The sequence below is a fragment of the Microbacterium hydrocarbonoxydans genome (assembly GCF_900105205.1).
GTDB classification, from domain to species: domain Bacteria; phylum Actinomycetota; class Actinomycetes; order Actinomycetales; family Microbacteriaceae; genus Microbacterium; species Microbacterium hydrocarbonoxydans.
The window spans coordinates 1,523,606-1,540,994 of record NZ_FNSQ01000005.1 but is presented as its reverse complement, the minus strand read 5'-3'; the positions used below and the strand labels follow the sequence as shown (position 1 = coordinate 1,540,994).

At 68.7% G+C, this 17,389-nt stretch carries 15 protein-coding genes; 3 read left to right on the top strand and 12 right to left on the bottom strand.

The features are described from left to right. Nucleotides 1-36: 36 nt before the first annotated feature. From BLW44_RS07750 to BLW44_RS07705, 10 genes are all read right to left on the bottom strand, one after another. The gene (locus BLW44_RS07750; RefSeq protein WP_060927439.1) at nucleotides 37-1,113 is read right to left on the bottom strand and encodes a UDP-N-acetylglucosamine--N-acetylmuramyl-(pentapeptide) pyrophosphoryl-undecaprenol N-acetylglucosamine transferase; all 1,077 of its coding nucleotides are present in this window, start codon (nucleotides 1,111-1,113) and stop codon (nucleotides 37-39) included. After that, nucleotides 1,110-2,348, bottom strand: coding sequence for a putative lipid II flippase FtsW (ftsW, locus tag BLW44_RS07745; RefSeq protein ID WP_060927440.1), 1,239 nt, complete (start codon nucleotides 2,346-2,348; stop codon nucleotides 1,110-1,112). Before ftsW ends, BLW44_RS07750 begins: the two co-directional genes overlap by 4 nt. After that, the gene (gene murD / locus BLW44_RS07740) at nucleotides 2,317-3,855 is read right to left on the bottom strand and encodes a UDP-N-acetylmuramoyl-L-alanine--D-glutamate ligase (protein WP_060927441.1); all 1,539 of its coding nucleotides are present in this window, start codon (nucleotides 3,853-3,855) and stop codon (nucleotides 2,317-2,319) included. The genes ftsW and murD overlap by 32 nt, the downstream gene beginning before the upstream one ends. Continuing rightward, nucleotides 3,845-4,957 (bottom strand): phospho-N-acetylmuramoyl-pentapeptide-transferase, encoded by a 1,113-nt coding sequence (gene mraY / locus BLW44_RS07735; protein WP_060927442.1) that lies wholly within the window; start codon nucleotides 4,955-4,957, stop codon nucleotides 3,845-3,847. Before mraY ends, murD begins: the two co-directional genes overlap by 11 nt. After that, nucleotides 4,954-6,366 (bottom strand): UDP-N-acetylmuramoyl-tripeptide--D-alanyl-D-alanine ligase, encoded by a 1,413-nt coding sequence (locus BLW44_RS07730; RefSeq protein WP_060927443.1) that lies wholly within the window; start codon nucleotides 6,364-6,366, stop codon nucleotides 4,954-4,956. The genes mraY and BLW44_RS07730 overlap by 4 nt, the downstream gene beginning before the upstream one ends. Before the next feature lie 28 nt (nucleotides 6,367-6,394). Next, complete coding sequence (locus BLW44_RS07725) at nucleotides 6,395-8,176, bottom strand: peptidoglycan D,D-transpeptidase FtsI family protein (protein ID WP_060927444.1); 1,782 nt, start codon at nucleotides 8,174-8,176, stop codon at nucleotides 6,395-6,397. A 37-nt stretch (nucleotides 8,177-8,213) separates the two neighbouring features. Then, nucleotides 8,214-8,777 carry a cell division protein FtsL gene (ftsL, locus tag BLW44_RS07720; RefSeq protein ID WP_060927445.1) on the bottom strand — a complete coding sequence of 188 codons (564 nt, stop codon included), beginning with the start codon at nucleotides 8,775-8,777 and terminating at the stop codon, nucleotides 8,214-8,216. Beyond that, nucleotides 8,774-9,712 carry a 16S rRNA (cytosine(1402)-N(4))-methyltransferase RsmH gene (gene rsmH / locus BLW44_RS07715; protein WP_060927446.1) on the bottom strand — a complete coding sequence of 313 codons (939 nt, stop codon included), beginning with the start codon at nucleotides 9,710-9,712 and terminating at the stop codon, nucleotides 8,774-8,776. Before rsmH ends, ftsL begins: the two co-directional genes overlap by 4 nt. 117 nt (nucleotides 9,713-9,829) lie before the next feature. Further along, a complete protein-coding gene (mraZ, locus tag BLW44_RS07710) occupies nucleotides 9,830-10,261 on the bottom strand; it encodes a division/cell wall cluster transcriptional repressor MraZ (protein WP_060927447.1) in 432 nt (143 codons plus the stop codon). Between the two features lie 283 nt (nucleotides 10,262-10,544). After that, nucleotides 10,545-10,916, bottom strand: a complete 372-nt coding sequence (locus tag BLW44_RS07705; protein WP_060927448.1) for a DUF3040 domain-containing protein — start codon at nucleotides 10,914-10,916, stop codon at nucleotides 10,545-10,547. Between the two features lie 85 nt (nucleotides 10,917-11,001). On the opposite strand from BLW44_RS07705, the gene BLW44_RS07700 reads away from it, so the two are divergent. After that, nucleotides 11,002-12,102 carry a polyprenyl synthetase family protein gene (locus tag BLW44_RS07700; RefSeq protein ID WP_060927449.1) on the top strand — a complete coding sequence of 367 codons (1,101 nt, stop codon included), beginning with the start codon at nucleotides 11,002-11,004 and terminating at the stop codon, nucleotides 12,100-12,102. A 21-nt stretch (nucleotides 12,103-12,123) separates the two neighbouring features. Here the strand turns inward: BLW44_RS07700 and BLW44_RS07695 are convergent, their stop codons facing one another. Further along, nucleotides 12,124-12,453, bottom strand: a complete 330-nt coding sequence (locus tag BLW44_RS07695; protein WP_338061390.1) for an Rv2175c family DNA-binding protein — start codon at nucleotides 12,451-12,453, stop codon at nucleotides 12,124-12,126. A 287-nt stretch (nucleotides 12,454-12,740) separates the two neighbouring features. On the opposite strand from BLW44_RS07695, the gene BLW44_RS07690 reads away from it, so the two are divergent. Beyond that, on the top strand, nucleotides 12,741-13,883 hold the full coding sequence (locus BLW44_RS07690) for a LysM peptidoglycan-binding domain-containing protein (RefSeq protein WP_060927450.1): 1,143 nt from the start codon (nucleotides 12,741-12,743) through the stop codon (nucleotides 13,881-13,883). Between the two features lie 79 nt (nucleotides 13,884-13,962). Then, a complete protein-coding gene (gene pknB / locus BLW44_RS07685) occupies nucleotides 13,963-15,909 on the top strand; it encodes a Stk1 family PASTA domain-containing Ser/Thr kinase (RefSeq protein WP_060927451.1) in 1,947 nt (648 codons plus the stop codon). A 103-nt stretch (nucleotides 15,910-16,012) separates the two neighbouring features. Here the strand turns inward: pknB and BLW44_RS07680 are convergent, their stop codons facing one another. Further along, the gene (locus tag BLW44_RS07680) at nucleotides 16,013-17,353 is read right to left on the bottom strand and encodes a class II 3-deoxy-7-phosphoheptulonate synthase (protein ID WP_060927452.1); all 1,341 of its coding nucleotides are present in this window, start codon (nucleotides 17,351-17,353) and stop codon (nucleotides 16,013-16,015) included. Nucleotides 17,354-17,389: the final 36 nt, after the last annotated feature.

Below are 17,389 nucleotides of genomic sequence, written 5' to 3'. Positions count from 1 at the left end.
GGACGTTTCGGCGGTGCCGCGGCGTCGGCGGCGCGTTCAGGAGGCCGCGAGAGCGCGATCGACGAGAGCGATGACGTTCTCGGTGCCGCTGCGCGTGCCGACCTTCTCCGCGGCGGCGGCCATCTCGGCGAGGCGCTGCGGATCGTTCAGGAGCGGGACGACGATCCGCCGCACGGCGTCGCCGTCGAAGGTGGCATCGTCGAGGAGTCTGGCCGCGCCCGCGGCGACGGCGGACGCCGCGTTGAGACGCTGCTCGCCGTTGCCGACGGAGTACGGCACGTAGAGAGCCGGGATGCCGAGCGCACTGATCTCGCTCACGGTGGCCGCTCCCGAGCGGGACACGATGAGGTCGGCCAACGCGAAGGCGAGGTCCATGCGGTCGACGTAGCGGCGCAGTGCGTATCCGGGGACCTCGGGGTCTGCCAGGTCGCTGCGCTCGCCCGTGACATGGAGCAGCTGCCAGCCCGCGGCGAGAACGTCGCCCCAGGAGTCAGCGAGTGCCTCGTTGAGGCGCTGAGCGCCGAGCGACCCGCCGAAGACGAGCAGCACAGGGCGTGCGGCGTCGAGTCCGAAGTGCGCGGCCGCCTCGTCGCGCGCCGCGGCGCGGTCGAGGTCGATCACCTCGCGGCGGAGCGGCATGCCGACGACCTCTCCCCCACGCAGACGCGTGCCGCCGAAGGCGACACCCGTGGCTGCGGCGCGACGCGCTCCCAGGACGTTCGCGAGGCCGGGCTTGGCGTTCGCCTCGTGCACGACGAAGGGCACGCCCTCACGGCGAGCCGCGACGTAGGCGGGCGCGGACGCGTAGCCCCCGAAGCCCACCACGACGTCGACGCCGTGCGTGCGGATGTGGTCCCGCACCTGGGCGATCGCGCGACGGAACCTCGTCGGGAATGCAGCGGCCTGACGGTTCGGGCGACGGGGGAAGGGCACCTTGTCGACGATCAGGAGCTCGTATCCCCTGGCGGGCACGAGCCGGGATTCGAGGCCCTCCGCGGTGCCGAGCACCAGGACGGTCGCCTCGGTGTCGCGAGCGCGCAGCCCGTCGGCGACGGCGAGCAGCGGATTGACATGGCCGGCGGTGCCACCGCCGGCGAGAAGGTACGAGGTCACCGTGTGACCCTACCCCGCCCTGCTGGAGCCGTCCGCTCAGCCGCACGCGTCTCCGCCGCCGGGATGGTCCGGGCGAACGACAGGAGCACACCGCAGGCGATGAGCACCGCGAGCAGCGCCGTCCCGCCCTGCGACATGAACGGCAGCGGCACACCCATGACCGGGAACAGGCCGATGACGACGCCGATGTTGAACACGGCCTGGCCGGTGATCCAGACGGTGATGCCACCGGCGGCGACGCGGATGAACGGATCCGGCGTCTTGCGGATGATGTGGAAGGCGCCGACCGTGAACAGCGTGAAGAGCGCGAGCACGACGATGCAGCCGATCAGCCCGAGCTCCTCGCCCACGATCGCGAAGATGAAGTCGTTGCCGGCGGCGGGCAGCCAGCCGTACTTCTCCTGCGAGTTGCCGAGCCCGACCCCGAAGATGCCGCCGGACGCCATGCCCCAGATCCCATGGATCGACTGGTAGCAGTCACCCGTATAGGAGGAGAGATCGGAGCACGTGGCCGTGATGCGGCGCATGCGGTCGGGACTCGTCACAGCGAGCGCGATCACCGCGGCGATCCCCAGCAGGACGGGGAGGATGAACAGCCGGAGCTTGACGCCGGAGAAGAAGAGGCAGCCGAGCAGGACGATCACGAGGACCATCGCGGTGCCGAGGTCCTTGCCGGCGAGCACGGTGCCGATCACGAGCGCACCGACCGGCACCACCGGGATGAAGACCTGATGCCAGGTGCCCAGCATCGTCTGCTTGCGCATCAGCACGTAGCCGATCCAGATGGCCAGCGTGAGCTTCAGGAACTCCGACGGCTGCAGGGTGAACCCCGCGACCATGATCCAGTTCCTGTTGCCGCCGTCGGCGACGCCGAGCGGTGTGAACACGAGCAGCTGCAGAGCGATGGCGCCGAACAGCGCGGGCCAGGCCAGGCGCTTGAGGAAGGGGATCGGCAACCGGGAGATGAGGAACATCAGCGGCACGCCGAGGACGGCGAAGATCCCCTGGCGCAGTGCGCCGTCCATCGGGTTCTTGCCGGAGGAGACGGCCGTGGCGCTGGTCGCGGAGAGCACCATGACGAGTCCGAAGATCGTGAGCATCAGCGCCGCCGACGCGATCATCAGGAACTCGGTGGAGACCGGCGTGAAGCGTCGCCCGAGGGAGACCCTCGCAGCGAGTCCGCCCGAAGAGCTCCCGCCGGATTCAGACCGAGGGGGGCGTGCGACCTGTGTCATCGGCGCTCCCCCGGTCTATCCAGTCCCGCACCGCCTCGGCGAAGCGGTGTCCGCGATCCGCATAGCTGGAGAACTGGTCGAAGGATGCCGCGGCGGGAGCCAGCAGTACCGTGCCCTCGCCGTCGACGATCCCCGCGGCGATCTCCACCACGCGATTCATGACGTGACCAGTCTCGCCAGCATCCACCTCGAACACCGGCACCGCCGGCGCGTGTCGCTGGAATGCCGCCACGACCGACGCCCGCTCGACGCCGATGATCACGGCTGCGCGGGCGGTGACGCCCGCCGTCGAGACCAGCTCGGCGATGTCCACGCCCTTGAGGTCGCCGCCGACGACCCACACCGCTCCCGGGTACGCGCGCAGCGAGGATGCCGCCGCATGCGGGTTGGTGGCCTTGGAGTCGTCGACCCAGGTGATCCCGTCGTGCCGGGCGACGACCTGGATGCGGTGCTCATCGAGACGGAAGGACTGCAGCGCCGTGTGGATGGCCGCAGGCTCGACGCCGAGCGACCGCGCGAGGGCACTGGCGGCGAGGATGTTCTGCACGATATGAGGAGCCGCGAGGCCGACCCGCTCCAGATCGGCGACCGTCGTCAGCTCGAGCGCGCTGCGTGCCCTGTCGTCGAGGAACGCGCGATCGACGATGAGTCCCTCGACGAGACCGAGGTCGCTGGGCCCCGGCATCCCGAGATCGAATCCGATCGCGCGAGCGCCCTCCACGACCTCGGCCTCCTCGACCATGATCCTGGTGGCCTCGTCGGCCTTGTTGTAGACGCAGGCGACGCGCGTGTTGCGGTAGACGGTCGCCTTCGCATCGCGGTAGGCGGCGGCGCTCCCGTGCCACACCAGGTGATCGTCGGCGAGGTTGAGGCAGACGGAGGCGTACGGGAAGAGCTCGCCCTCGGCGCGGGACTGCCCGAGGTACCAGAGCTGGTGGCTGGAGAGCTCCACGACGAGCACGTCGAAGCCGGCCGGGTCTCGCACGGCATCGAGCACGGGAACGCCGATGTTGCCGCACGGTGCGGCGCGGCGGCCGCCCTCGACGAGCAGCGAGGCGGTGAGACGCGTGGTCGTCGTCTTGCCGTTGGTTCCGGTGATGAGGATCCAGTCCGCGGGCGTGCCGTCGTCACGGACGACCTTGTCGCGCACCCGCCAGGCGAGCTCGACGTCTCCCCAGATCGCGATGCCGCTCTGCTGCGCCCAGCGGATGACCGGATGCGACGGCGAGAAGCCGGGCGAGGCGATGACCACCTCTGGGGCGAAGTCGACCAGCGCCTGCGGGACCTCGGCCAGCGATCCGAGCTCGAGGCGAGCACCGATCACGGGCAGGAGCTTCGCGTACTCCTCGTCGGCCGACTCGCTGAGGACGAGGACATCGGAACCCAGCTCGGTCAGCGTGTCCGCGACGGAGAAGCCGGTCATCGACAGACCCAGCACCGCGACGCGCAATCCCGACCAGTCCGCCTGCCAGCTGGTCAGTGACGCGAGCCGGGATTCAGCTGACACGGGTCAGCCATTCGACGTAGAACAGTCCGACGGCGGACACCGCGAGGAGACCGGCGATGATCCACATGCGCACGACGATCGTCACCTCTGACCAGCCGCGCATCTCGAGATGGTGGTGGAAGGGGCTCATGAGGAAGAGCCGCTTGCCGCGGGTCACCTTGAAGTAGGCGCGCTGCAGGATCACGGAGCCGGAGGCGAGGACGAACACGCCGGCGATCACGAAGAGCAGCAGCTCGGTGCGGGTCAGGATCGCCATGGCCGTGATCACGCCGCCGATGGCCATCGAGCCCACGTCGCCCATGAAGACCTTGGCCTTCGGAGCGTTCCACCACAGGAACCCGATCAGGCTCGCGGCGAAGGATGCGGCGATGATCGCCAGGCTGAACGGATCCCGCACCTCGTAGCATCCGCCGATCGCCGCGGAATCGACACCCTCGCCGACGCACGACTGCTTGTTCTGGAAGAACGCGATGAGGCTGTATGCGCCGACCACGATCACGCCCGCACCCGCGGCGAGACCGTCGAGGCCGTCGGTGAGGTTCACGCTGTTGGACGTCGCGACGCCGATCACCGAGATCCACAGCAGGTACAGCGCCCAGCCGACCACGGCCGCGAAGGCGAACAGGTTGAGCCAGGGGATGTCACGGAACAGCGAGATCGACCCTGACGCGGCGGTCTGGTCATAGGAGTTCGGGAAGTTCAGCGCCACGATGCCGAACGGGATGATCACCAGGAGCTGGCCGATGATCTTGCGCCACCCGGAGAGACCGAGACTGCGCTGGCTGCGCACCTTCATGTAGTCGTCGATGAATCCGACGGCACCGAAGCCGATCATCAGCCAGATGACGAGCAGCGCGGACTGCGAAGGGACGCCGCCGCCGACGAAGGTGGCGGTGAAGTAGCCCACCATGGTGCCGACGATGAAGATCACGCCGCCCATGGTCGGGGTGCCGCGCTTGGCCTCGTGGTTCGGGTTCTCGATCGCCTCGGGGGTGCGGATGACCTGACCCCATCCCCACTTGCGGAAGAGCCGGAGGAAGACGGGAGTCAGGAAGAGAGTGAAGGCGAGCGATATCGCAGCCGCCATGATGAGTGACCTCACGAGAACAATTCTCCCAGACGATCGCCGAGATGCCGCAGGCCCACGGAATTGGATGACTTCACGAGCACACGGTCGCCGTCGCGCAGCTCGGTGCGCAGGTACTCGAATGCGGCGTCCTGGTCGGCGAAGAAGACGGCCTCGCTGTCCCAGGAGCCCTCGCCGATGGCGGAGATGAACAGACGGCGGGCCTCAGGACCCACGACGACGATGCGCTGGATGTTCAGGCGCACCGCGAGCAGGCCGATCCGGTCGTGCTCCTCCCCTGCGGTCTCGCCGAGCTCGCTCATCGCTCCGAGCACCGCGACCGTGCGCTCGCCCGGTCCGGTGATCTGCGCGAGGGTGCGAAGGGCTGCTGCCATCGAGTCCGGGCTGGCGTTGTAGGCGTCGTTGATGATGCGTACGCGCTCGTTGCCGAGCGGCTGCATGCGCCAGCGTTCGGCGATCTCCACCGTCTCGAGGCGCGAGATCGCGTCGGCCGTCGAGACGCCGAGCACGCGGGCGGCGGCGATGGCCGCGAGGGCGTTGCCCACGTGGTGCGCGCCGAGCACCTGCAGACGGAGCGGCAGGCGCTCTCCTGCAGCCTCGATCACGCACGTCGTGCCGGCGGCGGAGACCTCGAGGTCGTGCGCCCGCACGTCGGCCGCGTCGCTCTGCCCGAAGCCGACCACCTGCATCCCTCGGGATTCGGCGAGTTCGCGCATCGCAGCGACGCGAGAGTCGTCGACGTTGAGCACGGCGGTGCCGGAGGCGACCGCTGCGCTGACGAGCTCGGACTTGGCCTTCGCCGTCGCCTCGATGCCGCCGAATCCTCCTGCATGGGCCATGCCGACCATCAGCACCACGGCGATGTCGGGTTCCACGAGCCCTGCGAGACGGGCGATGCTGCCCGGGGCGTCCGCACCGAACTCGCTCACCAGGAAGCGCGTGCCGTGCGTGATGCGCAGCATCGTCACGGGGGCGCCGACCTCGTTGTTGTACGAGTTGATCGGCGCGATCGTCTCCCCTTCGTCCGTGAGGATGCGCGCGAGGAAGTTCTTCGTCGTCGTCTTGCCGTTCGAGCCCGTGATCCCCACGATCCTCAGGTCGCCGCCGGCACGCACGCGCGCCACGACCTCGCGCGCGAGGTCCGCGAGGGCGGCGATCGCGTCGGGCACGACGATCTGCGTGATCTCGTCGTCGACGGGGTGCTCGACGATCGCCAGGACGGCGCCGGCGGCCAAGGCGGCCCCGACGAAGCGGTGTCCGTCGGTCTCCGCACCGGGCTTGGCGACGAAGATCGATCCCGGCGACATGTTCCGGGAGTCGGTGTCGACCACCCCGTCGACGACGGTGTCGGCCGTCGCGGTACCGGCGAGGCGCAGATCACCACCGAGGACGGCGGTGATCTCAGCAAGCGACAGGGCGATCATGACGTCTCCAGGCGCGGCAGGGCGCCGACTATTCGAACTTGGGAAGCAGTGCGTCCATCGGTGTGGAGGACGGCATCACGCGGTAGGTCTTCATGGTCTGGGTCATCGCCTTCTGGAAGGCCGAGGCGGTAGCAGCAGACGATGTAACTCTAGTCGGCTCGTCGAGAGTGACCACGACGACGTACTGCGGATCGTCCACCGGTGCGAAGCCGACCATGCTCGTGTAGTACACGCCGGACTTGTATCCGCCCTTGCCGTCTGGGATCTGCGCGGTACCCGTCTTGCTCGTCACCCGGTAGCCGGGGACCTGGATGCGGTCGGCGTTCCCGCCCTGGACGGCGACGTTCTCGAGCATCCGCGTCAGGTCCGCCGCGGTCTGCGGTTTGATGATCTGCTCCTTCTCGGGAGCATCCGGAGTGATGACGGTACCGTCGGGCGCGGTGCACGACTCGATCAGCGACAGCCCGATCTTCTCGCCGCCGTTCGCGATCGCCTGATAGGCGCCGGCGAGCTGCGGGGCGGTGACGGTGAAGTACTGACCGAACGTCGTCGTGTACAGCGACTGGTTGTCCCAGTCCTTCGTCGGGTGCAGCAGACCGCTGGCCTCGTCGGGGAACTGGATCGTCGACTCGCCGACACCGAAGCGCTGGAGGTAGTCGTACCGCACGTCCGGACTCACCATCGTGCCGAACTTCGACAGTGCGACGTTCGAGGAGTCGATGAGCGCACCGGCGAGGGTGTAGGTGAAGGTGGGGTGCACGAAGGCGTCGTTGATCACGGCGCCGTTGGGGAACTTCTCGTGGGAGGAGGCCTGCACGGTGGGGCTCGTCATGGTCACGCCGGCGTTCTCCATGATGGCGGCGGCGGTCACCGGCTTGAACGTCGACCCCGGCTCGAACGGGTAGGTGAAGAGCTTGCTCCCCCACGTGTCGGACGACGAGGCGTCGAGGTCGTTGGGGTCCATGGTCGGCCACTCGGCTGCGGCGCGGATCTTGCCCGTGCCGACCTCCACGACGGTGACGGTGCCACCCTTGGCACCCTGCAGCTGGGCCTCTTCGGCGATCATCTGCTGCATGTACCACTGCAGGTCGCTGTTGATGGTCAGCTGCACGGCACCGCCGTCGACCGCATCCACCCTGCTCTCACTGCCCGGGATGATGACGCCGTTCTTGCCGGTGCGGTAAGACTCCTCGCCGTCCGTGGGGGCGAGGCACTGGGCATCCATCTTCTCGACACCAGCCTGCGCCTCACCGGACCCGTTGAGGAAGCCGAGGAGGTTCCCCGCGACGGCACCGTTCGGGTAGACCCGGACTTCGCGTGGCTTCATCGTGAGGTACGAGGCGATCTTCAACTCGCGCAGCTCGATGTACTTCTCGGTGCTGAGCCCCTTGACGAGCGGCAGGTACTGGGAGTCCGGGTTCTCTGCCAGCGCCGCGGCGACATCGGCGCGCAGCTTCTCGGCATCGAGCCCCATGATCTCCGCGATACGCGTGGAGGCCTCCGCCCACGGCAGCTCGGGCGGGTTCTTCGTGTTCTCCTCGAGGACCCGGATCACCTGCGGGCTGAGCTGGGCGTCATAGACCATGACGCTCTCCGCCAGCACCGCGCCGTCGGCGTCGACGATCGATCCGCGCTGTCCGGGGATCGCGGTGCCGTGTGCGATGAACTCCAGAGACTGCGCGACGTGCTCGTCGGCCTTGACCACCTGGATGTCGATCAGACGCACCACGAAGGCGGCCAGGATCGTCAGGATCACGGCCAGCGCGACGACCGTGCGTCGCCGGGGCGTCCGGGTGGCTCGTGTCGTCATGGACTCTCTCCGTCGGATCGTGTATGTCGGGGATCGGCTAGCGGGTGCTCGGGCTGGGCAGCCCGTCGGTGATGGCGGGCGGCAGCTCCTGCGTCGGATGCTCCGGCGTGGCGTCGTCCTCGGTGGAGGCGTTGACCGGGACGTCGTTCAGCAGCGCGTTGCTCACGGCGCCGGCCCCGTTCGGGTCGACGGTCGAAGCGCCGCTCGCGCCGGACCCCGCGCCGAAGATCGCTCCGTCGCTCAGTCGGATGTACGAGGGCGAGCCGGCCACGACCATGCCGAGGTCCGCCGCGCCGCTGGCGAGCGACTGCGGCGAGCTGAGGCCGGTGAGGTCCTCCTGCAGCGCATCAGTGCGCAGATCCAGCTCGTGCTGCTGCGACGAGAGCCCAGCCAGTACGAACGAGTCCTGGGTGATCGCGAGCGAGAGGCCGATCTGCGCCGCTCCGATCGCCATCGCCCCTGCCACGGCCATCAGCGCGTACGCCAGCTTCGGCTTGCGTCGCGCCGGGGTGCCGGTCACCGGCTCCAGACGCCTGCGGGGCTCGCGTGCGGGCGCCTCGGGCAGCACCCGGGGTTCACGTGCGACGGCGTTGACGCTCATGCGCTCTCCCGTACCTTCTCAGCGGCGCGCAGACGCACCGGGATCGCCCGGGGGTTGCGTGCGCGCTCGTCGTCGTCGGCGAGCTCGGCTCCCCGGGTGATGATGCGAAACCGCGGAGCATGCTCAGGCAGCTCGACGGGAAGACCGCGAGGGGCAGTGGATGCCGCGCCTGCGGCGAAGGCCTGCTTCACGAGGCGATCCTCGAGGGACTGGTACGACATCACGACGATCCGCCCGCCCACGGTGAGGGCGTCCATCGCCGAGGGGATGGCGTCCGCGAGGACGTTCAGCTCGGTGTTGACCTCGATGCGCAGCGCCTGGAACACCCGCTTGGCGGGGTGGCCGGCCCGCTGCGCGGCCGCCGGGGTCGCCGCGATGAGGATCTCCACGAGCTCCCCTGACCGCGTGATCGGCTTCTTCTCGCGAGCGGCGATGATGAACCGCGCATAGCGTCCGGCGAGCTTCTCCTCGCCGTACCGCTCGAAGATGCGACGGAGGTTGCCCTCGCTGTAGGTCGCGATCACCTCGGCGGCCGTCACGCCCTTCGTCTGGTCCATCCGCATGTCCAGCGGAGCGTCCTTCGAGTAGGCGAACCCGCGCTCGGCCTCGTCGAGCTGCAGCGACGAGACGCCCAGGTCGAAGAGGATGCCGGCCGCGCCCTGTGCGTGCAGCCCGATCTCGTCGTACACCGTATGCACCAGCGTGACGCGGTCCTTGAAGCGAGCGAGCCGCTCCCCTGCGATGCGCAGTGCGTCGGTGTCGCGGTCCAGTCCCACCAGGCGGATGTTCGGGAAACGCTCGAGCAGCGCCTCGGAGTGCCCGCCCATTCCGAGGGTGGCGTCCACGAGCACCGCCCCGTCGGCCGTGAGGGCCGGGGCGAGGAGCTCGATGCAGCGCTCGAGCAGGACGGGGGTGTGGATGTCGCGGAGGTTCATGATCTTTCTCGGGTGATCTCTGTGTGTCGGAGACCAGGGCCCTGATCCCCCTCCGCTTCGCGACCCGGCACCGGGGAAGTGTGTCGGGGCGGGAGCGGCGGGGCATCACAGCCGTGGTCAGAAGAGTCCCGGAATCACCTCCTGCTCGAGATCGGCGTAGGTCTCCTCGCCGGCTGCGAGGTAGCTGTTCCAGCTCTCGGCATCCCAGATCTCGGCATGGGCGCCGACTCCGGTGACGATGAGTTCCTTCTGCAGCCCCGCGTACTGACGAAGGTGCACGGGGATGGTGATGCGGTTCTGGCTGTCAGGCATCTCCGCACTGGCACCGGAGAGGAACAGGCGCATGAAGTCACGCGCCTGCTTGTTCGCGAGCGGCGCCTGACGGATCCGCTCGTGCATCGTCTCGAACTCGGCCGTGCTGAAGACGTAGAGGCAGCGTTCCTGCCCTCGGGTGACGACGATGCCGCCACCGAGGTCTTCGCGGAACTTCGCGGGAAGGATGACCCGTCCCTTGTCGTCCAACTTCGGAGAATGCGTTCCCAGCAACATCAGCCATCACCCCCTCTCCGTCCGGCCAACTCGAGGTGCGCCCCACTTTACTCCACTTTCCTCCACAAACCTACGGTCAATCCGCCCCATAACTCCTGACGAGCACCGAGGCATGCCGAAGAACCGCGGAATCACGCGGTAGAGGAAGGTGGAGCGCGAGTGGAGGATCCGGCCGCGCGCGCGAATCGCGCACCTCGCCGGACTCCCCTTCACCGAAGAAGACCCCGGTTAACGACGAAGACCCGGATGCTCGAGGCATCCGGGTCTGAGAAGAAGTGTCTGGTCAGTGACCGTCTTGGCGACGATCCCACCGATCGTTCATGCGGTCCATGAAGGACGCGGAACTCTGCTGCTTGGGGGCACGCTCACGCGGAACGGCGGAGAGCGGCTTGCGTACCGGGGTGACGGCGAGCATGACTCCGCCGAGCATGGCGGCGAAGCCGATCACGCCGACGACGACTCCCCACACGTCTCCGAGCACCACGCCGACGATCAGTCCACCCACACCCACAAGGAGCAGCAGGGCTCCGTACACGAGATTGCGGTAGCTGAGAGCGCGGTCACCTGACGGCGCAGTGACGACATCGGCGTCGTTGTGGAGGAGATGGCGTTCCATCTCGTCGAGCAGACGCTGCTCCTGTTCGGAGAGTGGCATTTCGTCCCCCTCGGGTATCGTCCATCCATTCTACGCGCGGGATGAGGCTCGGGGCTAGCCGTCGGACCCCTGGTTGGCTTTACGTATGCTGGGAGTCGTGCCGTCCCCCACCCTTGTCTCCGACGCCGTCGCCGGTCGCCTCCGGCTGTTCCTCGACCGGATGCGGAGGGAATCGGAGGACTACGGGCCCGACGCCGCCGCTCTGGTCGACTCGGCCGCCGACACCCTGGTCGGAGGCAAGCGTCTGCGGGCGCGCTTCTGCCACGCCGGCTGGCAGGCGGTGGCCCGGTTCGACGATCGCCGCGCCGAGGAGACGACTGCGCTCTGGGATGTCTGCGCTGCTCTGGAGATCTTCCAGTCCGCCGCTCTGGTCCACGACGACATCATCGACAACTCCGACACGCGTCGCGGTCGTCCCGCCGCTCACCGCGCGCTGGAGGGCACGCATCGGAACTCCGGCTGGCGGGGGGATGCCGCGGCTTTCGGCCGCTCATCGGCCATCTTGCTCGGCGATCTGCTCGTGGCCTGGAGCGACGACCTGCTCGAGGACGCGATCCGCGACCTCCCTCATGCCGCAGCAGTGCGACGGGAGTACGGCCGGATGCGCCGCGACGTGACCGTCGGGCAGTTCCTCGACATCGCCGAGGAATCGGCATGGAGTGTGCACGCGACCGACTCCCATGTCGAGCGGGCGCTGCGGGTCGTCTCATTCAAGTCAGCTCGCTACAGCATCGAGCAGCCGCTCGTCCTGGGCGCGGCGATCGCAGACGGAGACGAGGAGCAGCTGGACGCGCTCCGGCGCTTCGGACACCCCGTCGGCATGGCCTTCCAGCTCCGCGACGACATGCTCGGAGTGTTCGGGGATGCCGCGGTCACCGGCAAGCCCGCCGGTGACGACCTCCGCGAGGGCAAGCGCACCGTGCTCGTGGCGCTCACCCGGCAGACGCTCGAGGCGTCAGCGCGGAACCTCTTCGACGAGATGCTCGGCGACCCGGAGCTCACAGCTCAGCAGGTGTCCTTCCTGCAGGCCACGATCGCGGACTCGGGTGCACTCGCCCGGGTCGAGGACATGATCGGCGAGTATGCCTTGGAGGCCGATCGCGCGCTCTCCGGCGCTCGGCTGGACAACGCGGCAGTCGGCGACCTGCGCGATCTCGCGCGGGCCGCGACCGTTCGATCAGCCTGAGCGACCCGGCGCGGCCGGCTGTCAGGCGAGAGTACGGGCGACGCGGCGCACCGCGCTCTTGTGACCGGCGAGCAGCGCCGCGATGGGCGATCGACCGAGCTCTTCGTCGTCGGCCAGGAGCCAGTCGATGACCTCGTCATCGGTGAAGCCCGCATCCTGCAGCACGATGATCGTTCCGCGCAGCGACGACAGCGGGTGCCCGTCGACGAGGAAGATCGACGGGACGGCGAAGACGCCGGTGCGACGCGAGCCCACCAGATAGTGCTCGTCGATCAGTCGACGAACCCGACCGAGCGTCTCGTCGAGGGCCTCGACGAGATCAGGCATCGTCAGCCACTCGGTGGCGGTCACACCGGAGGCGTTCCCGCCGGTCGCGGCTGCCGCAGTCTCGGACTGCGGGTTTTCGGAGGGCTGGTTCTCAGACGGCACAGACACACAGCAACTATCTCACCTCCGCGCACGCGCCGCATTTCCAGCCCCCTTGTTCCTTCGTTAATCACTCCTGCCACACCGGTAACAGAGGTCACTTCTGTTGACTTCCGTATACATCCGTGTCAGCGTGGGCAGACGCCGAACAAGGGGGCCCCTCCGTGAGAACGCACACCGTCGCGCGTCGAACGCGCTACCTCAGCCTGGGAATGCCTGCCGCGGTTCTCGGCACTCTGTCGGGAGCACTCGCGGTCGTCCCGGCATCCGCTGCCCCCACAACCGCTGACGCCGTCACCGCTCCCCTCGAGCACCTGCAGGCGACCGCGCTGCGCGCGCCCGCCGCCCAGAGCGCGCCAGCGACGTACGTCGTGCAGCCCGGCGACACCGTCTCGTCGATCGCGAACCGGTTCGGCCTGCGCACGGTCGACGTCCTCACCCGCAACGGCCTCAGCTGGCGGTCGGTCATCTACCCCGGTCAGAAGCTCCGGCTCACCGGCGGAGCCGCTGCCGTCACGCCGAAGGCCCCCGTCGCCCCCGCCACGACCGTGCATGTCGTCGCGGCCGGCGACACCGTCTTCGCCATCGCGGCGAAACACGGCACGACCGTCGACGCGGTTCTCGCAGCGAACGGACTCACCCGGGCATCCGTCATCTACCCGGGGCAGAAGCTCGCGCTCTCCGGCGTTCCGGCGGCCACGGCCGTGACTGCCACCGCGCCCACTGCTCCCCCGGTCACAGCCGGAGGAAAGACCCACGCCGTCGCCGCGGGCGACACGCTCTTCGCCATTGCACAGAAGTACGGGACGACGGTCGCGAAGCTCTATGCGCTGAACGGGCTGTCGGCCGGGTCCATCATCTACCCCGGCCAGAAGATCGCGGTCGCCGCCGCCACCACTGCGCCGGCGTCGGTGTCGGCGAAGACACCGCCTCCGCAGCTGTTCGCCTCCCTCGACGCCGAGCAGGCGGGCAACGCCGCCCTGATCATCCGCATCGGGCGCGACCTCGGGGTGTCCGATCGCGCCATCGCCATCGCCCTGGCGACGGCGATGGTCGAATCGAGCATGCGCAACCTGCCGTCCGGTGACCGGGACTCGATCGGACTGTTCCAGCAGCGACCGAGCATGGGCTGGGGCACCGCTGCGCAGGCACTGGACTCCAGTCGCAGCACGCGGGTGTTCTTCGGCGGCACCCACGATCCGAACGGTCAGACGACCCGCGGACTGCTCGACATCGCGGGGTGGGAGCGGATGCGATTCACCGACGCCGCCCAGGCCGTGCAGATCTCGGCGTATCCCGATCGTTATGGGCAGTGGGAGACCCAGGCCTACCAGTGGCTCGCCACGCACGGATGAGCGCCTTTCCGGCAAACCCGCAGGGTCGAGGGGCGAGCCGCTCCCCGAGCTTTCAGGCAGTTCTCCATAGAATCTTGACGTGACGACCAATCAGCAGGCCGACCCCCTCATCGGGCGGCTTGTCGACGGTCGGTACCGGGTTCGCGCTCGGATCGCCCGCGGAGGCATGGCCACCGTGTACGTGGCGACCGACCTGCGCCTCGAGCGCCGCATCGCATTGAAGGTGATGCACGCGCACCTGAGCGACGACTCCGCCTTCCAGAGCAGGTTCATCCAGGAGGCCCGTGCTGCCGCCCGACTGGCGGATCCGCACGTGGTGAACGTCTTCGACCAGGGCCAGGACGGCGAGCTCGCCTACCTCGTCATGGAGTACCTCCCCGGCATCACGCTGCGCGAGCTGCTGCGCGAGCAGAAGCGGCTCACCATCCCCCAGACCATCACCATCATGGATGCCGTGCTGGCCGGCCTCGCGGCCGCTCACCGTGCCGGCATCGTGCATCGCGACGTCAAGCCCGAGAACGTGCTGCTGGCGGAGGACGGCCGCATCAAGATCGGCGACTTCGGCCTCGCGCGAGCAACCACCGCCAACACGGCGACGGGACAGCAGCTCCTCGGCACGATCGCCTACCTGGCGCCGGAGCTCGTCACGCGCGGCACCGCAGACGCACGCAGCGACATCTACGCGCTCGGCATCATGCTGTACGAGATGCTGGTGGGCGAGCAGCCGTACAAGGGCGAGCAGCCGATGCAGATCGCCTTCCAGCACGCCACGGAGTCGGTCCCCCGGCCGAGCGTCCGCAACCCCGGGGTACCGGAGCAGCTCGACGAGCTCGTGCTGTGGGCGACCGAGAAGTCCCCCGACGAGCGACCGGACGACGCCCAGCAGATGCTCGACCGGCTGCGCGAGATCGAGCGCGGCTTGGGAATCGCCCCGGCGGTGGCTGCGGCGACAGGGTCGCAGCGCTCGCAGGCCGACTCTGCCGACCTGACCAAGGTCATGCCGAGCACCATGGTCATCGCCGACCCGACAGCTCCCGCACCTGCCGCCGTCGACAACGCCACGCTGCTGCGTCGACGATCCTCCCGCCGTCGTGCGCGCGGCGCGTTCCTGCTCACTCTGGTCCTGCTGCTGGCGACCGTGGCCGGTGGCGTGGGATGGTGGTTCGGCTCCGGTCCCGGATCGCTGATCGCCGTGCCGTCGGTTGCCGGACTGTCGTACGACGACGCCGCAGCCGCCCTGGTCGCAGACGGGTTCACCCCCGTGCGCGGCGAGGAGAACTCGGTCGAGGTGGCCGCCGGCGAGACCATCCGCTCGGATCCCGGTGAGGGTGAGCGGCTCGACAAGGGCGCCGAGGTGACGGTGATCGTCTCGATCGGGCCCGCGTCGCACACGGCCGAGACACTCAACGGCAAGACCGAGCAGGAGGCCAGGGACTACCTCGCCGACCTCAGGGTCAATGTCACCGAGCAGCCCCTCGTGCTCTTCTCCGACGCCGACGAGGGGCGCGTCATCAACGCCTTCGTCACTCCGCGCGACGGCGGCGAGGCCTACAGCTGCGCAGAAGGCTGCGAGCTCCTCGAGGACGACACCGTCGAGCTCTATGTGTCTGCGGGTGCCTTCCCCGACGTCACGGGCCTGTCCGTCGACCAGGCGACGACCACGCTCACCGACAAGAAGCTCGAGGTGTCCGGCGACATCATCTACGACTTCAGCGAGTCGATGGACAAGGACCTCGTGATCGGCGTCGCCGACCGTGCGTCCGAGGGCAACTGGCGTCCTGGTGACACCGTGCAGCTCATCGTCTCGAAGGGACCGGAGCTGTTCGACGTCCCCGATGTCACCGACAGGACGCTCGTCGAAGCCAAGCAGATCCTCGAGGAAGCCGGCTTCACCGCCGGATACGCGGCCTGGGGCGACCTGCCGGGCTTCGGGGAGATGGCCAGGGTCACCGCCCAGGACCCCGGTTCCGACGCGCAGCTCCCCCGCGGCGGCAAGGTGCAGCTGTCCATCCAGCTCAGCGGCTGACCGGCGGGTCGCGGTACCGGGCACCCGCTCAACGGCACGCCAGACGACGAAGAACCGCCCTCCCCGGATCGGGAAGGGCGGTTCTTCTGCACTGCGGTGCCGGTCAGCGCTTCTCGAGCTCCTCGGCGACGAGGAACGCCAGCTCGAGCGACTGCATGTGGTTCAGGCGCGGATCGCACAGGCTCTCGTAGCGGGTCGCGAGCGCGGCCTCGTCGATGTGCTCAGAGCCGCCGAGGCACTCGGTGACGTCGTCACCGGTCAGCTCGACATGGATGCCGCCGGGGAAGGTCCCCACGGCGCGATGCGCCTCGAAGAATCCGCGGACCTCGTCGACGACGTCGTCGAAGCGACGGGTCTTGTAGCCGGTCGGGGTGGTGATGCCGTTGCCGTGCATAGGATCGGTGACCCACAGCGGCTGCGCACCGGAGTCGCGGACAGCTTCGAGCAGCGGCGGCAGCGCGTCACGGATCTTGCCTGCGCCCATGCGCGTGATGAACGTCAAGCGGCCGGGCTCGCGGTTCGGGTCGAGCTTGTCGATCAGCGCGAGGGCCGTCTCCGGAGTCGTCGACGGGCCGAGCTTCACGCCGATGGGGTTGCGGATCTTCGAGAAGTAGTCGACGTGCGCCCCATCGAGGTCGCGCGTGCGCTCGCCGATCCAGAGGAAGTGCGCCGAGGTGTTGAACGGCGTATCCGTGCGGGAGTCGATGCGCGTCATCGGACGCTCGTAGTCCATCAGCAGGCCCTCGTGGCCGGTGAAGAACTCCACACGGGTGAGCTCGTCGAAGTCCGCTCCCGCGGCCTCCATGAACTTGATCGCGCGGTCGATCTCCGCCGCCATGCGCTCGTAACGCTGGTTGGCAGGGTTCTGCGCGAAGCCCTTGTTCCACGAGTGCACCTCGCGGAGATCAGCGAACCCGCCCTGGGTGAAGGCACGGATCAGGTTCAGGGTCGATGCGGCGGTGTGGTACCCCTGCAGCAGGCGGCCGGGATCCGCGCGACGCGACCCTTCGGTGAAGTCGTACCCGTTGACGATGTCGCCGCGGTAGGCGGGAAGCGTGACGTCGCCGCGAGTCTCGGTGTCGCTGGATCTCGGCTTGGCGAACTGACCCGCCATGCGACCCATCTTGACGACCGGCATCGACGCGCCATAGGTGAGCACGACAGCCATCTGCAGCACGGTCTTGATCCGGTTGCGGATCTGGTCGGCGGTCGCGCCGGCGAACGTCTCGGCGCAGTCGCCACCCTGGAGCAGGAACGCGCGGCCGGACGCGGCACGAGCCAGCCGGTCGCGGAGGTTGTCGACCTCACCCGCGAACACCAGGGGCGGGAGCGCGGCGATCTGCGTGGAGACCTCCGAGACGCGCTCGGCGTCCGGCCACTGCGGCTGCTGCTTGATCGGGAGCGAGCGCCACGCATCAAGCGCGTCGGTGTGGTGCTGGAGCATGGGTCCAGCCTAGTGCTCGCGGCAGCGCGCGGATGC

Excerpts from the sequence above, each read along its gene's own strand:
- mraZ (WP_060927447.1), bottom strand. The coding sequence starts at position 10,261 with ATGTTGCTGGGAACGCATTCTCCGAAGTTGGACGACAAGGGACGGGTC.
- BLW44_RS07680 (WP_060927452.1), bottom strand. The coding sequence starts at position 17,353 with ATGCTCCAGCACCACACCGACGCGCTTGATGCGTGGCGCTCGCTCCCG.
- BLW44_RS07725 (WP_060927444.1), bottom strand. The coding sequence starts at position 8,176 with ATGACGACACGAGCCACCCGGACGCCCCGGCGACGCACGGTCGTCGCG.
- BLW44_RS07700 (WP_060927449.1), top strand. The coding sequence starts at position 11,002 with ATGCTGGGAGTCGTGCCGTCCCCCACCCTTGTCTCCGACGCCGTCGCC.
- ftsL (WP_060927445.1), bottom strand. The coding sequence starts at position 8,777 with ATGAGCGTCAACGCCGTCGCACGTGAACCCCGGGTGCTGCCCGAGGCG.
- rsmH (WP_060927446.1), bottom strand. The coding sequence starts at position 9,712 with ATGAACCTCCGCGACATCCACACCCCCGTCCTGCTCGAGCGCTGCATC.
- BLW44_RS07690 (WP_060927450.1), top strand. The coding sequence starts at position 12,741 with ATGCCTGCCGCGGTTCTCGGCACTCTGTCGGGAGCACTCGCGGTCGTC.
- BLW44_RS07730 (WP_060927443.1), bottom strand. The coding sequence starts at position 6,366 with ATGATCGCCCTGTCGCTTGCTGAGATCACCGCCGTCCTCGGTGGTGAT.
- ftsW (WP_060927440.1), bottom strand. The coding sequence starts at position 2,348 with ATGACACAGGTCGCACGCCCCCCTCGGTCTGAATCCGGCGGGAGCTCT.
- BLW44_RS07705 (WP_060927448.1), bottom strand. The coding sequence starts at position 10,916 with ATGCCACTCTCCGAACAGGAGCAGCGTCTGCTCGACGAGATGGAACGC.